The sequence below is a fragment of the Rhizobium sp. NXC24 genome, from assembly GCF_002944315.1.
In the GTDB taxonomy this organism is placed as follows: domain Bacteria; phylum Pseudomonadota; class Alphaproteobacteria; order Rhizobiales; family Rhizobiaceae; genus Rhizobium.
The window spans coordinates 593147-607105 of sequence record NZ_CP024311.1; the positions used below are offsets into that span (position 1 = coordinate 593147).

The following is a 13959-nucleotide window of genomic DNA, read 5'->3' on the forward strand; positions in this document are numbered from 1 at the left end:
GACTGAGGAAAACAAAAAAAGCGCGGGATTTCGGTCCCGCGCTTTTTTCGTTTCTGGAGTCGTGGTCAGGCCGCCTTCGCGTCCTTATCGATCGGATGCTGCGAGCGGAAGCCGACGGCAAGGCGGTTCCAGATGTTGATCGTGCCGATCGCCACGGTGATCTTGACGATTTCCTCTTCGCTGAAATGCTGCTTCAGCGGCTCGAAGTCGGCATCCGGTATGCCGGTCTGAGCAATCTTGGTGACGGAGTCGACCCAGCGCAGCAGGGCGCGTTCGCGGTCGTCGTAAACGGGCGATTCCCACCAGACGCACATCAGGTTGATCCACTGTTCGCTGAGGCCGTCGTGACGGGCTTCTTTCACATGCATGTCGACGCAGTAGGCGCAGCCGTTGATCTGCGAGGCGCGGAGCTTGATCAGGTGGATGAAGCGGCGCTCAAGGCCGCAGGTCTGGACGAAATTTTCCAGCGCAACGACAGCTTTGTAGGATTCGGGCGAGGCTTTGCCGAAGTTGAAACGAGGTTGCATGGTTCTCTCCTTGGGTTCTGGATCTATCGGATGGTTCTGCGTTCATTGAGGGCAAGGAAGGCGCAGCCCCTTGCCGCGATGGCACCATCGTCGGTCTCCGCGACATCGGCGAGGATATCGGCAATGGTGGTCTTGGCGAGCTCGGCACGGTACACCCGCTCGGCCGCCAGCATCGCCGCGCTGATGCCGCACGGCTTTGCGAAGTATTTTCCAGACAGCGGGTTAGGCCCGCGCTGGCGGATTTCGGCGCAGCGAAAGGCAGGCGCCGGCCCTTCGACGGCGAGCACGATATCTAGCAGGGTGATTTTGGCCGGCAAACGCGCCAGCCGGTAGCCACCCTTGGGCCCGGGCACGGTGTCAAGAATGCCGGCGCCGGAAAGCGCCTGCAGATGCTTCAAGAGATAACTCACCGACACCCCATGAAACTCGGCAATCGCCGCCGCCGAGAGCACGCTGCCCTCAGACAGTCCCGCCAGCATCGCGACGCTGTGTATGGCCTGCTCAACGCCTTCGCCGAGTTTCATCGGTACGTCCTTTTTATATCATGGATATTTTTTATCCGTGATTATGTGAAGAGTCAAGGGGAGGAGGTGAGGATGACGGAGGGTGGGTTAGACCCATGGCACAAAGCGCCCTCAACCAACCCCCTGCTTCCTATCCTCCGCAATTCGACTACATTTGCCTCGTGGACCAGATCGATTCCGAGCGCCGCCTTGCCCTTCCTGCCCCCTTCATCCGCTGGTTTACGGAAAAGGGATGGCAGCCGCGTGCCCATCAGCTTGAATTGTTGGCCCGCGCCGAAGCCGGGGAGAGCACGTTGCTGATCGCGCCGACCGGAGCCGGCAAGACGTTGGCGGGGTTTCTTCCTTCGCTCACCGATCTGACTAGGCGCGGCAAGATCCCGCCCGGCTCCGCCTTCACCGGCATCCACACCCTCTACATCTCGCCGCTGAAGGCGCTGGCTGTCGATATCGAGCGCAATCTGATGAAACCGGTCACGGAAATGGGCCTGCCGGTTTCCGTCGAAAACCGCACTGGCGATACGCCCAGCGGCAAGCGGCAACGTCAGAAGCTCAACCCGCCGGACATTCTGCTGACGACGCCGGAGCAAGTGGCGTTGCTCCTCGCCAATCATGAAGCCGAACGCTTCTTCAAGGATTTGAAATACATCGTCCTCGACGAATTGCATTCCCTTGTGACGTCGAAGCGCGGCCATATGCTCTCGCTCGGTCTTGCGCGCCTCCGCAAGCTTGCGCCCGATCTGCAAACCATCGGCTTGTCAGCGACGGTTGCCGAACCGATGGACCTGCAAAAATGGCTGGTGGCGCAGGAGGAGGGGATGGAACGGCATGCCGGCCTGGTGATGGTCGACGGCGGCGCCAAGCCCGACATTTCGATCCTTAAGACCGATGAACATATCCCGTGGTCCGGCCATTCCGCCAAATACGCCATTCCCGATATCTATCGCGAGCTGAAAGAGCATCGCACGACGCTTCTCTTCGTCAACACGCGTTCGCAGGCGGAAATGCTGTTTCAGGAGCTGTGGTCGGCCAATGACGACAATCTGCCGATCGCGCTGCATCATGGTTCGCTCGATGTCGGACAGCGCCGGAGGGTCGAAGCCGCCATGGCGGCCAACAAGCTGCGCGCGGTCGTCGCCACCTCAACGCTCGATCTCGGCATCGACTGGGGCGATGTCGATCTCGTCATCCATGTCGGCGCGCCAAAAGGCGCTTCCCGCCTTGCCCAGCGCATCGGCCGTGCCAACCACCGCATGGACGAACCGTCGAAGGCGATCCTCGTGCCGGCCAATCGTTTCGAGGTGATGGAATGCCAGGCGGCGCTCGACGCCAATTATGTCGGCGCGCAGGATACGCCGCCGGTCGGCGCCGGCGGGCTCGATGTCCTTGCTCAGCATATCCTCGGAATGGCCTGCGCCGGACCCTTCGACATGCTCGAGCTCTATGACGAGATCCGCAGCGCTTCGCCCTATGCCGACCTATCCTGGGAGACGTTCGAGCGCATCGTCGATTTCGTCGCCACCGGCGGTTATGCGCTCCGAACCTACGAACGCTACGCCCGCATCCGCAAGACCCCGGAGGGTCGCTGGCGCGTCTCCAATCCGCAGGTAGCGCAGCAATATCGTCTGAACCTCGGCACCATCGTAGAAGAGGCAATGCTGAACATTCGGCTGGTGAAGCGCAATGCGTTGGGGTCGCTCGGCCGCGGCGGAGCACCGCTGGGCAAGGTCGAGGAGTATTTTCTCGAACAGCTTTCGCCCGGCGATACCTTTCTCTTCTCCGGCAAGGTGCTGCGTTTCGAGGGTATCCGCGAGAATGAATGCCTGGCCTCGCAGACCTTCTCCATGGATCCGAAAATCCCCTCCTATGCCGGCGGCAAGTTTCCGCTGTCGACCTACCTTGCCGATCAGGTGCGCATGATGATCGACGATCCCGATCGCCGGCATCGTTTGCCGGATCAGGTGCGCGACTGGCTGGAGCTGCAGAAGGACAGGTCGCTGCTGCCGAAGCGCGACGAGTTTCTGATCGAGACCTTTCCGCGCGGCAGCCGCGCCTACATGGTCGCCTATCCCTTCGAAGGGCGGCTGGCGCACCAGACGCTCGGCATGCTGTTGACGCGGCGCCTCGAGCGGGCCGGCGCAAAGCCGATGGGCTTCATCGCCACGGATTATTCGCTCGGCATCTGGGGGCTGGAGGACATGGGGCTGATGATCGCCAATGGCCATCTCAGCCTTTCCGATCTCTTCGACGAAGACATGCTCGGCGACGATCTAGAAGCCTGGCTCGATGAATCCTTCCTGCTGAAACGCACCTTCCGCAATTGCGCCATCATCGCCGGCTTGATCGAGCGCCGCCACCCCGGCAAGGAAAAGACCGGCCGGCAGATGACGGTATCGGCCGATCTGATCTATGACGTGCTGCGCAGCCACGAGCCCGATCATATTCTGATGCAGGCGACAAGGCAGGACGCTGCCACGGGACTTTTGGAAATTGGCCGTCTTGGGGATATGCTGAAGCGAATCAAGGGGCACATCACCCACCGGGCGCTGGACCACATTTCGCCGCTCGCCGTGCCGGTGATGCTGGAAATCGGCAAGGTGCCGGTACCGGGCGAGGCACATGATGTGGTGCTGGCGGAAGCGGCTGACGATCTGATCCGCGAGGCCATGGAATAAAACATGCCAAACAACGAAGGCAGACCAAGTTGATGAACCGCCTGGCGCTTGCGCGAGAGATGAACGGCCAAGTCAGGAACGGATTGACGCCTGCCTCGGGCGTCGAGACCGCCGTTCATGGTGTTGCCGCCGTCTGCGATCCGCTCGGGGCTCTTTATCTGCCGGATGCCGGCATCCTCGTTGTTTCCGATCTGCATCTGGAAAAGGGAGCAGCCTTCGCGCGGCGCGGCATGCTGTTGCCGCCTTACGATACGCTGGCGACGCTGACCGTGCTTGCCGCCGTCATTTCCCGCTACGATCCGAAGCTCGTCGTCTCGCTCGGCGACAATTTCCATGACCGCGTCGGCTCGGCACATCTGCCGGAAGAATTCCGCAGCCTGATCATCAATATGGCGCGTGGCCGCGAATGGATATGGATCAACGGCAATCACGATCCGGATGGCACGGTCGATCTGCCCGGTAGCTCCGTCGATGAGATGCATTATGGTGGACTGACCTTCCGCCATGAACCGAGGGGCGGCCAGCAGGCCGGCGAGATCGCCGGCCATCTGCATCCGTCTGCCACTGTCCGCCGTCGCGACAGATCCGTTCGCCGCCCGTGTTTCGCCACCGACGGCGCCCGCCTGCTGATGCCTGCCTTCGGCATCATGACCGGAGGCCTGGACCTGCGCCACAAGGCCATGACCGGACTGTTTGACCGGGAAAGCCTCATTGCCCATGTGCTCGGCCGCGACCGCATCTATTCGGTACGCTTCGGCAATCTCTCTGCCTAAGCCACTTTCGCGGGCTCGTAGCGCAGGATCACCGCGCCGGTCTTCAGCGGCGTGGATTCGAGCAGCTTCATCGGAATCTGTTCCGCCGCCGGCTTGAAATGCGGGTTGCCGCGGCCGAGAACAACGGGGACGAGGCAGATGCGGATTTCGTTCACCAGTCCTGCTTTCAGAAGCGTATCCGTCACTTCGGCGCTGCCGAAGACGAACATCGTTTTGCCCGGCTCTTCCTTCAGTTTCCTGACTTCAGCGACGATGTCGCGAACGACGCGGGTATTGTTCCACTCCGCCGTGTCCATCGTCCGCGAGGCGGCGATCTTGGCGATGCCATTCATATAGGCGGCGATATCGGGTGTCTCCGTCGCACTCGTCCAATAGGCGGCCATGCCTTCATAGGTTTTGCGGCCGAAGATCAGCAGATCGCCTTCCTGGCCAAGCTCTTTCGCGTAGTTTTCCAGCTCGTCGCCCCAGGCGAGCATATGGAAGTCGAGGTCCCAGGGTTTCGTTCCCTCGAAATAACCGTCAAGCGTCATGAGATTCCAGACAACAAGCTTTCTCATCGGTCTCCTCCTTGGTGATAACCGTATCATAATCAAAACCGGTTGCTAAAAGCAAGCAGTTGAAAATTAGCGCGACTGGTGGCAAAGTGCAAGCAGTTTTTGGAGAACCTTATGGACGCGCTCAATCGCTCCGGCTGCCCGGTCAATCTCACCTTGGAAATCCTGGGTGACCGCTGGAGTTTGATCATCATCCGGGACATCATGTTCGGCAATCGTCGGCATTTCCGCGAGCTGCTGCAGAACTCGGAGGAGGGGATTGCCTCCAACATCCTCGCGGACCGATTGAAGCGGCTGGTCGAGCGTGGGCTTTTGACCCGAGACGACGATCCGACCCACAAGCAGAAGGCCGTCTACAGCCTCACCGAAATGGCGATCGACCTCGTGCCGCTCTTTGCCCACATGGGGGCTTGGGGCCGCAAGCATCTGCCAGTCTCGGAAGAACTGTCGATCCGCGCGGAACTGCTGGAAGATGGCGGGCCGAAGCTCTGGGAGGATTTCATGGACGAGCTGCGGGCAAAGCACTTGGGCAAGGTGTTGCCGCCGGGAACACCGTCGGTGCTCGGCCGGCTGACGGAAGCCTATCTGGACGTGGTGGAGCGGAAGAGGAGCGCCTGATCAGCTCTTCCGGAACACGAAGCTCGCCGTCCATCCCGTAATCAGCGCCAGCAGCACCGAAAACGCGCCATAGGCGATGGGGCGTTCATGGGCGGCATCGGTGATCGTTTGCTCGATGCCGGTCTTGATGACGCGCAGCGGCAGGGATTTATCGGTCAGGAATTTGCCGCTCTTGAAGAGATAGGCGCGCACGGTATGCACGCCGTTCGGAACGTCCGCAGGCAACCTCAACGTTGCCCTGAACAGGCTGGAGCTGACGAAGCGCACGCCGGCCGGGTCGCTTTCGTAGAGGCCGCCGATCTCCTGCAGCCGCCGGAAGGCCTGGCGGAATTCCGGCACATCCGCGCCGCTGCCGACGAAACCGACTGGAGTTAGCTGAATATGATCCACGCCGATGCCGCGGTCGTTCAGTTCGAGCGGCGCGGTGATGTTGTCGACTGCGCGCGTGCTCGACAGCGAATAGGCCTGCGGCACATGCTCGAAGGTCATCGACCGGGTATTGACCCAGATGCCGAAGACACGTTCCTTTTTGCGCACCGTGGCGTTCTCGCGCGGTCCCTCCAGCACGACGACGATGTCGTATTGGCCGATCGCCAGCAGCAATTGGTCGGTGTTGGAAAGCGCGCCGAAGATCGTCAGGTCGGCACCGGTGAAATCGGAGGTGATGGCGATTTCGCTGGTTGAAGTGCCGATCTCCATCGTCTCGCGCGCGGTCGTGGAGGTCGTCGGCTGGTCGAGCAGCACCTGCGCCTTTGCACTCAATGGTGCAAGCAGGAGACCGGCTGCGAGCATCGGGCCGAAACGTCTCATCGGCCCGCTCCTTCGAGCACGACGGAATAGATATCGGCCGGCGTGACCACCAGGGCAATCGCCAGGCGAAGGCCGACGGCAAGTACGAGGAGGCCGAGCAAGGCGCGCAATTGTTCGCCGCGCAGTTTCTGGCCGACCCGCACGCCGTATTGCGCACCGACGACGCCCGCCACCATCAGCAGGAAGGCCAGCACGATATCGACGGAATAATTGGTCGCGGCCTGCACGACGGTCGTGTAGGCGGTGACGAAGATGATCTGGAACAGCGAGGTGCCGACGACGACATTGGTCGGGATGCGCAGCAGATAGATCATCGCCGGCACCATGATGAAGCCGCCGCCGACGCCCATGACTGAGGTCAGGATGCCGATGCCGAAACCGAGGCCAATTACGGGAATGACGCTCAGATAGATCTTCGACTTCTTGAAGCGCATCTTCAGCGGCAGGCGGTGCACCCAGCTATGATGGCCGGGCCTGCGGGGCATCGCAGGCTCGTTGCGGGCGGCACGACGCATCGCGTTCAGGCTCTCCCACAGCATCAACCCGCCGATCGTGCCGAGAAAGACGACGTAAAGCAACGAGATGAAGAGATCGAGCTGGCCGATGCGCCGGAGCAGCGAAAAGATCCAGATGCCGACAGTGGCGCCGGTAAGGCCGCCGATCAACAGCACCGTGCCGAGCTTCATATCCAGCGAGCCGCGGCGAAAATGCGTGATGGCGCCCGAGATCGACGAGGCGACGACCTGGTTGGCGCCGGTGGCGACGGCGACGACGGGCGGAATGTTGTAGAAGATCAGAAGCGGCGTGATCAGAAAGCCGCCGCCGACACCAAACATGCCGGAGAGAAACCCAACGGCGGCGCCCATGCCGAGAATAATAAAGATATTCACCGACAGTTCTGCGATCGGCAGATAGATCGTCACGGTCTGATCCCAGTTGCAGCTATCCGAGCCCAAACGAACGGATAGTTGTGAACAATTTCCCCTTTAAACAGACGATTCTAATCTGAAATGATTGCCAGAGCCTTAGGAAAAACCATGGCGTCATTCAGCTATCGCATTGTTCATTTCACTCTAACGCGGCATTTTCCGCGATTGTGTGACGATTTTCACAGCAAGGCAAAGCCGGCGCGTGGCCGGAGCACTTGGCCTTCTTCCGACAAGTGATACAGTTGAATTTCGGTCGTTCACCTGGACAATACGAAAAAGGAATTATTCCATGGGAGACCAGAAGCGCCTGCTGCAGCCTGGAGATTCCGCGCCCGCGTTCGCGCTAGCTTCGGCCAACTTCGAGGGAACGGTCTCTCTCGCCGACTTGCGCGGTCGCCCGTTCTTGATCGGCTTCTTTCGCGGGCTGCACTGCCCGTTCTGCCGGCGTCAGGTAGAACAGCTCGCCAGCGTGCAGCCAACCCTGCGCGCCGCCGGGGTGGAGACCGTGGCCGTTATCAACACGCCGGTGGAACGCGCCCGGCTATATTTCCGCCACCGGCCGACGCCGGTAATGCTTCTATGCGACCCGGACTGCCGCTCACATCGCGCCTACGGCGTGCCGCATGCCGAGTTCTTGCCCGATGGGAGCAGCGAGCAGCCCGAATGGCCATATCGCGTAACGATGGCACAATTCCAAGCGGCACGCATCAACTCAACAGGCGAGCTGCCAGAACCGCTACACCCGATGGAAGCCAACACGGTACTCAACGCCAAGGACCGCTTCGAGCTTGATGAAGCCGATAATGCAATATTCGAGAGCCACGCTACCCAGCTCGTCGGGCACTTCCTGGTTGATGCGAACGGCACCATCGGCTGGGCACAAATCGAAGCGCTCGACGGACCGAACAGCCTCTCCATCTTCCCGACCGCGGCGGAGATCATCGCCGCCGCTGGCAGCCTTGGACGCTGACCTGCAGCGAACCGTCCGCCAGCGTTGCTGCACGATGTCGAAGGAGGGCGACGACAGTATTAGATCGGGGCAAAGCCGCTACTGGCGCCAAGCGATCGGCCCTTGTGGGTCGGTGGCATTTGCTACCGAATTTCGCAAATGTGCCGATGAGTTGATCACGCAATCGGCAGCCGCAATGAGAACAGCATCAAGGCAAAACGGGCTTTCGCCTGAAAGACGTGGCTCGAGATCGCGCATCGCAGCGTCAGCGGGTTCGAAGGCTCCATCTCGATCGGAAATGAAGCCTTCTTATTTGTTGCGGGCCAGAAGTTCCTTGACGACCTGATCTGTCACCCGGCCGTCCTGCGGCAGGCCGACCGATTTCTGGAAGCTCTTCAGCGCGGCGACGGTCTTGCCGCCCATATTGCCATCCGGCGTGCCGGCATCGAAGCCGTTGTTGTTGAGGATCGCCTGGATGTTGCGGATCGCCTTCTTCATGTCGATCGAGGCGGTGTTGACACCTTTGCCGGTCGTCCATTCCTCGGGGATGGTCGTGCCGTTCGCCTTGGCGTCGAGCGGTTGCGCCTTCCAGAGATCGACCTTGGCGCGGGCGCTTTCAAGCTCGTCCTGCTTCATGGCGTTCGCCACTTCGTCGCGCTTCTGCGCTGCGTCCTTGTCGCCACCCTTGGCGGCGATTGCGAACCATTTGTAGGATTCCTGCAGGTCCTGCTTCACGCCATTGCCGCGCGCATAGAGGATGGCGAGGTTGAACTGGCTGTCGGATACGCCGAGATTGGCCGCCTTGATGAACCAGTTCGCCGCCGTCGGATAATCCTGTGGACCGGCCGCACCCGAGGCGTAGAGGACGGCAAGGTTGTGCATAGCGCTGGCATTACCCTGATCGGCGGCCTGCTCGTAATATTGCTTGGCTTTGGCGAGATCGCGCTCGAGGCCATTGCCCTTCTCGTACATGCTGGCGAGCCGGTATTGCGCCGGCGCGAAACCCTTGTCGGCGGAAAGCTGATACCAGCTTGCCGCCTGCTTGAGGTCGGTTGCCACGCCGCGGCCATCCGTGTAGCGCGCGCCGATTTCGAACAGAGCGACGGGGTCGCCGGATTTGGCGGCGGAAACGAGGGTCGGCGGCTGGATGCCGTCAGGCACGGTGATCGCGGTGGCCGGCGGGGATGCCTCAGCCCCGGCAGGTGCCGGGGTTGCCGTGGTGTTGGCGGGAACGAAGGCTGCGGTTTGCTGAGCCGGTGCGGCGCTGCTGGCCGGCGTCAGGGTTTCGCTGGTGGAGTTGCCGTCGAGCGGTGCTGCGGCCGTCAGATGATCGTTCGTCGGCGCGACGACCGGATTTGCCGGCGTTGCGGAGGATTGCGCGGCTCCTCCGGCATCGGCGACCGAAGCCTGTGTCGCCGGTGCCTGTGTCGTGGACGTATTCGTTGCCGCCTGAGCCGCCGATGCCGGCATCTGAGCTGCATTGGCGGCTGTGCCGCTTGTCGTCGTACTTTCGGCAGCCGAGGTCAGCACCGAGACTTCGGCCGGTGGTGGCGCCTTCTGGCCGCGCGTCAGCGTGTTAACGAGCGGGAAGGCCATAATGGCGAGCAGGGCCGCACCGACCGCGAGCAGGATCGGCCGGCGGAAGCGCGAGAATGCGCCGCGTTTCTTCTCGCCGCTCTTGGGGGTGGGAGCCGAGCGCTGCGTCTGGTCCACTTCCATCGCGGCCGCCTGCGCGGCGCGGCGAGCGGCGGCGATATAGTCGGCGCGCTCGTTTTCGCTCGGTTGTTTGACGGTGCCATTGCGTGCGGCATTCTGGCTGGCGCGCACGCGTTCCAGGATCTTCTTGATATCAGGCGCGCCCGAGCCCGGCTCGAGCAGCTCATTCGCTTCCTCGGCGGGCATCATGTCGACCGGATCGATCGACGGCGCCTGCTCGATGACGGGCCGGTCGGGCAGGAAGATGGGTTCGGCCTTCTCGGGCATGAAGAAACGTCTGCCGAGGCTGGCGAGCAGGCTGGTTTTCCCCCCATCCTTCTTTGCCGCGGCCTTGATCTCCGCCTTGGTGACGGCATCGACCGCTTGCGCGACGACGGCTTCCGGCGATGCTGCGGTTTCGGCAGGCGCGACGGTACGGATGACCGGCCCGGCCTTCTGCGGTGCGGCCGAAGGCGGCTTCACCGCCGTCGTGTCGGAAGGGGCAAAAGCGTCGCTCTCGAAATTTGCGGCGGGCATGGCAGGCGCCGGCTGGCGATGTTCCATGTGGTCCAGCCGGTCGGCGATCTGCAGCAACGTGTCGTGCAGCGCCTCGAAGGTGCGGTGGGTGCGTTCGTCGCTGCTGCGGCTGAGGTCTTCGAGATGGCGAAGGTCTTCCGCAAGCGCGGTCATCGCCGACATGTCGGCGGACGCTACGCCGTGTCCGAGCATGCCTTCACGCGAGTAGGCCTCAACGACGGCTTCCGCCGCATGGCGGGCAGCCTCGATGATGTACTCGTCATTGGTCGCCATATAATCTTCGATCGCGCTCATGCGGCGGTCGAGATCGGCGGGAATTTGGTCGGCAACGGCGCGCGGCTCGTTCGTCAGCAGCGTCGACAGATGGGCGATCTGCTCTTCGAGATTGCGCAGCGCCTGTGTATCGGTCGGCGGTGCTGCCGTGCTCGCCTCCAGCCGCATGGCGATATCGGAGAGACGGCCTTCCAGCCGGCGGACGGAACCATCGTCGAGGTTTGCGGCCGGATGCGGCGGATGGAAGTCGATTTCGTCGATGCGCCGGGCCAGGTAATCCAGCCGTTCGGCCAGTGCATGGTCGACCGAGCCCTGTTCCAGCGCATCGATCTTGCGGGAGATATCGGCGAGGTGGTTGATCAGTTCCGGTTGCGGCGCCGACTTCTGCGAGCGCTCCATCAGGTAGGAAAGCTGATCCAAGCGCTCTTCCAGCCGGGCAGCCGCTTTGGCATTGCCGAGTTCATCGATGCGCATCGCCAGCGCCTCGAGGCGTCCGGAAAGATCGTCCGTCGGCTGGCGCCGCGCGGCGTCGCGGCTCATCATGTCGAGCTGATCGGCGAGGCCGCTGATGCGGCCTTCGAGCCGCTGCATCGCTTGATCCTGCGGCTGTATCATGCCGCCAAAGCTTTCAACGGCGGTGGCGATCGACAGCAGCTTGTTTTCCAACGCGTGCACGGCGGGGCTGTCGCTCATGCTGCCCAGATGCTGCTTGATATCGTCCAGGCGGTAGGCGAGCGATACCAGCTCGTCCTGAAGACCGGTCGTGTCGATCGCCTGGACCTGGCGTTCGACGTGGTGCAGCGAATCCTCGCGGGCGAGCCCGTCCATCAGCGAGCGCAGTTCTTCGAACTCTGCCTTCAGGCCGGCCGTTTCCGGCTGGCCGGGATGACCGGCGAGCTGGCTGATGCTGTCGGCAAGCCGCGCCATGTCCTCGCGCACATCGGCGGCGAAATGCTTGTCCTCGGCATTGTTGCGGATATCACGGATTTCAGCCCGCAGTGCGCTGACTTCGCGGGTAACGCTCTCGGCAATGTCCCGCTTGAGGTCCTGCCGCAGATTGACCAGCGCCTGGGCGATATCGACGGAGTTTTCGGGGGCGGAGCGCAGCGCCGAAGGCAGCGGCTGGCGCGAAGCCGGATTTTCGCCAACACGCGCGCCAAGCAGCGGCCGTTCGGCAATTGGAGCTTCCTCGCGGCGTGTGTGCAGGCGCTCGCGGCTTGCCTCGAGCGCACGTTGGCGCTGGCGGATTTCGGCAAGCGGGTCGGACCGTAGATCGGTTTCCGCACGTTCGGTGCGGAGCGGACGTTCATACGGGCGCGGGGCATAGGCTTCGCGCTCAGTGCGTGGTGTGCGGTCCGAAAGGGAAGCGCGTTCCGGCATTGGCGCCCGCTCAGGTGCCGCGGCATACCCGTTTGCCACACGCTGGTGCGTGTCCCGGGCTGCAGCCGTGCCCATCAGGCCTTCGATGCGCGCTTCCAGCCCCTCGATGGTGCGGCTCAACGCATCCAGCGACGTCCAGTCGCCCGTGCCGGTAGGATTTGATCGCGATCCGCTCATCTTCTTGCTCGCTTCGACATATGGACCACTCAAAGGCCATCTTGCTTGTGGAAAGGCAGCTTCGCGGATTCACGCGCAGACCGCATCCCACCGTTCGGAAAGAAATAGTTTATTAGGCTTTCCTCAGGCTGAACCGCGAAACGGCGCTCCATCAAGCAAAAGATGAAAGAAACGCAAAGCATCGCTGCTCATCCCGCACAATTCACGAAACGTAGTAAACAACCCGTTAAATTTTGCCGAAATCTTAACCTTTTATTTTGGTCTTGTTATTGAATATGCTCATGTTCTTATGAAATCGACGACGCTGTCGCGAGCGAGATGGGCGCATTGAGCGTCAATCATTCCTTGGCGTTGTCGTGGCTCGGTGGCCGCGGCGCAAATCCTTAAAATTGAGGGGTGTTATACTTTTCTCAATTGAGTTGTGAGACCGTGGAATGACTTGAATTTCCCTGGGAGCCGAACGCGTGCCGCCATCCATTGCCCGTGAATCGGATCCGGCACATTACATCCCGGCCCTGGATGGATGGCGCGGGCTGGCGGTCATCATGGTGTTGATGGGCCATTTCGGAGCCGACGTATATATGCCCGGCTTCAGCACTTTCGGCGTCGATCTGTTCTTCGTGCTGTCGGGGCGATTGATGGCGGACATTCTGTTTGTCAAACAGATGCCGCTTCCGATGTTCTTCGCCAGACGGTTTGCGCGCGTTTATCCGACATTGGTTGTTTTCGTATTGATCACCGGCCTGGCGTTTCACGGTACCATCGGTGAATTTGGCCTGAAAGTCGCCGCTTTTGCGCTGACCTTCACCTTGAACTATGCCACCATTTATGGGCTCCCCCTTTCCCTGCTGGATCATATCTGGTCCCTGTGCGTCGAGGAGCACAGCTACATCCTCCTGGGCCTGATCGCTTTCGCCAGTCGCTCGCGGAGCAAATCCATCACCTCGGGCCTCATTCTCACGGCCGGATTAATGGCCTTGGTCAACGGTGTGGTTCGGCTCCATACGACGGAGGGAGACCCGGGTTTGGTGATGTTGCGTACCGATGTTTCCATGGCAGGGATTTTCATCTCCGCAGCCTTCTACCTTATTCTCAGACCGAGACTGCATCGGGATAGTTGGACATGGATCGCGCCATGCGCTTTGGCGAGCGCGATCTTGGCGCGGATATTTGGTCTGGATGCTACGGTCTTTTTCGGCGTCAAGACGATCCTGTTGGCGATGGCGGTTATCGGGATCGAATATTCCGCGCCATGGTTCCGCAGGAGTTTTGAGGGCGATGTGCTCCGCTTTTTCGGGCAATGCTCCTTCTCGATCTACCTGTGGCAGGAGCCTTTTTTCAAGCTGACGGGCTTGCATCTGCTCCCTTCCGTTTTTCTGCTCATGATGGGTATCGCCTGCGGTGTGGCAAGCTACTACCTCATCGAACGCCCTCTGCGCACAACGCTGAATGCCATGTTCAGCCGCCGGGCTTTTAAACAAACTCTCGCCTGATCGCCGGCTTAGTCCGTTACCCTACCTAAAAATTCGCCTTGTCGCGCA

General features: G+C 61.3%; 11 protein-coding genes. 5 read left to right on the forward strand and 6 right to left on the reverse strand.

Features of this window, described 5'->3' with window-relative positions; genetic code table 11:
* Positions 1–65: 65 nt before the first annotated feature.
* Positions 66–527, reverse strand: coding sequence for a carboxymuconolactone decarboxylase family protein (locus NXC24_RS02975; RefSeq protein ID WP_104821944.1), 462 nt, complete (start codon positions 525–527; stop codon positions 66–68).
* 23 nt (positions 528–550) lie between these two features.
* Complete coding sequence (locus tag NXC24_RS02980) at positions 551–1051, reverse strand: Rrf2 family transcriptional regulator (RefSeq protein ID WP_104821945.1); 501 nt, start codon at positions 1049–1051, stop codon at positions 551–553.
* Between the two features lie 161 nt (positions 1052–1212).
* Here NXC24_RS02980 and NXC24_RS02985 point away from each other — a divergent pair, with 161 nt between their 5' ends.
* Both NXC24_RS02985 and pdeM read left to right on the forward strand, forming a co-directional pair.
* Positions 1213–3723, forward strand: coding sequence for a ligase-associated DNA damage response DEXH box helicase (locus NXC24_RS02985; protein WP_104824976.1), 2511 nt, complete (start codon positions 1213–1215; stop codon positions 3721–3723).
* A gap of 32 nt (positions 3724–3755) precedes the next feature.
* Positions 3756–4496, forward strand: a complete 741-nt coding sequence (gene pdeM, locus NXC24_RS02990; protein WP_104821946.1) for a ligase-associated DNA damage response endonuclease PdeM — start codon at positions 3756–3758, stop codon at positions 4494–4496.
* Here pdeM and NXC24_RS02995 read toward each other — a convergent pair.
* Positions 4493–5053 carry a dihydrofolate reductase family protein gene (locus NXC24_RS02995; protein WP_104821947.1) on the reverse strand — a complete coding sequence of 187 codons (561 nt, stop codon included), beginning with the start codon at positions 5051–5053 and terminating at the stop codon, positions 4493–4495. The two genes, pdeM and NXC24_RS02995, sit on opposite strands and share 4 nt — an antisense overlap.
* A gap of 111 nt (positions 5054–5164) precedes the next feature.
* On the opposite strand from NXC24_RS02995, the gene NXC24_RS03000 reads away from it, so the two are divergent.
* Positions 5165–5668 carry a helix-turn-helix domain-containing protein gene (locus NXC24_RS03000; RefSeq protein ID WP_104821948.1) on the forward strand — a complete coding sequence of 168 codons (504 nt, stop codon included), beginning with the start codon at positions 5165–5167 and terminating at the stop codon, positions 5666–5668.
* Here the strand turns inward: NXC24_RS03000 and NXC24_RS03005 are convergent, their stop codons facing one another.
* Both NXC24_RS03005 and NXC24_RS03010 read right to left on the reverse strand, forming a co-directional pair.
* On the reverse strand, positions 5669–6478 hold the full coding sequence (locus NXC24_RS03005; RefSeq protein ID WP_104821949.1) for a TIGR02186 family protein: 810 nt from the start codon (positions 6476–6478) through the stop codon (positions 5669–5671). It lies immediately after the preceding gene.
* Positions 6475–7401, reverse strand: a complete 927-nt coding sequence (locus NXC24_RS03010; protein WP_104824977.1) for a sulfite exporter TauE/SafE family protein — start codon at positions 7399–7401, stop codon at positions 6475–6477. The genes NXC24_RS03005 and NXC24_RS03010 overlap by 4 nt, the downstream gene beginning before the upstream one ends.
* A gap of 295 nt (positions 7402–7696) precedes the next feature.
* Here NXC24_RS03010 and NXC24_RS03015 point away from each other — a divergent pair, with 295 nt between their 5' ends.
* Complete coding sequence (locus NXC24_RS03015) at positions 7697–8377, forward strand: redoxin domain-containing protein (protein WP_104821950.1); 681 nt, start codon at positions 7697–7699, stop codon at positions 8375–8377.
* A 288-nt stretch (positions 8378–8665) separates the two neighbouring features.
* On the opposite strand, the gene NXC24_RS03020 is transcribed toward NXC24_RS03015, so the two are convergent.
* Positions 8666–12418 carry a peptidoglycan-binding protein gene (locus NXC24_RS03020; protein ID WP_104824978.1) on the reverse strand — a complete coding sequence of 1251 codons (3753 nt, stop codon included), beginning with the start codon at positions 12416–12418 and terminating at the stop codon, positions 8666–8668.
* 464 nt (positions 12419–12882) lie between these two features.
* On the opposite strand from NXC24_RS03020, the gene NXC24_RS03025 reads away from it, so the two are divergent.
* The gene (locus NXC24_RS03025) at positions 12883–13911 is read left to right on the forward strand and encodes an acyltransferase (RefSeq protein WP_245463922.1); all 1029 of its coding nucleotides are present in this window, start codon (positions 12883–12885) and stop codon (positions 13909–13911) included.
* Positions 13912–13959 lie beyond the last annotated feature (48 nt).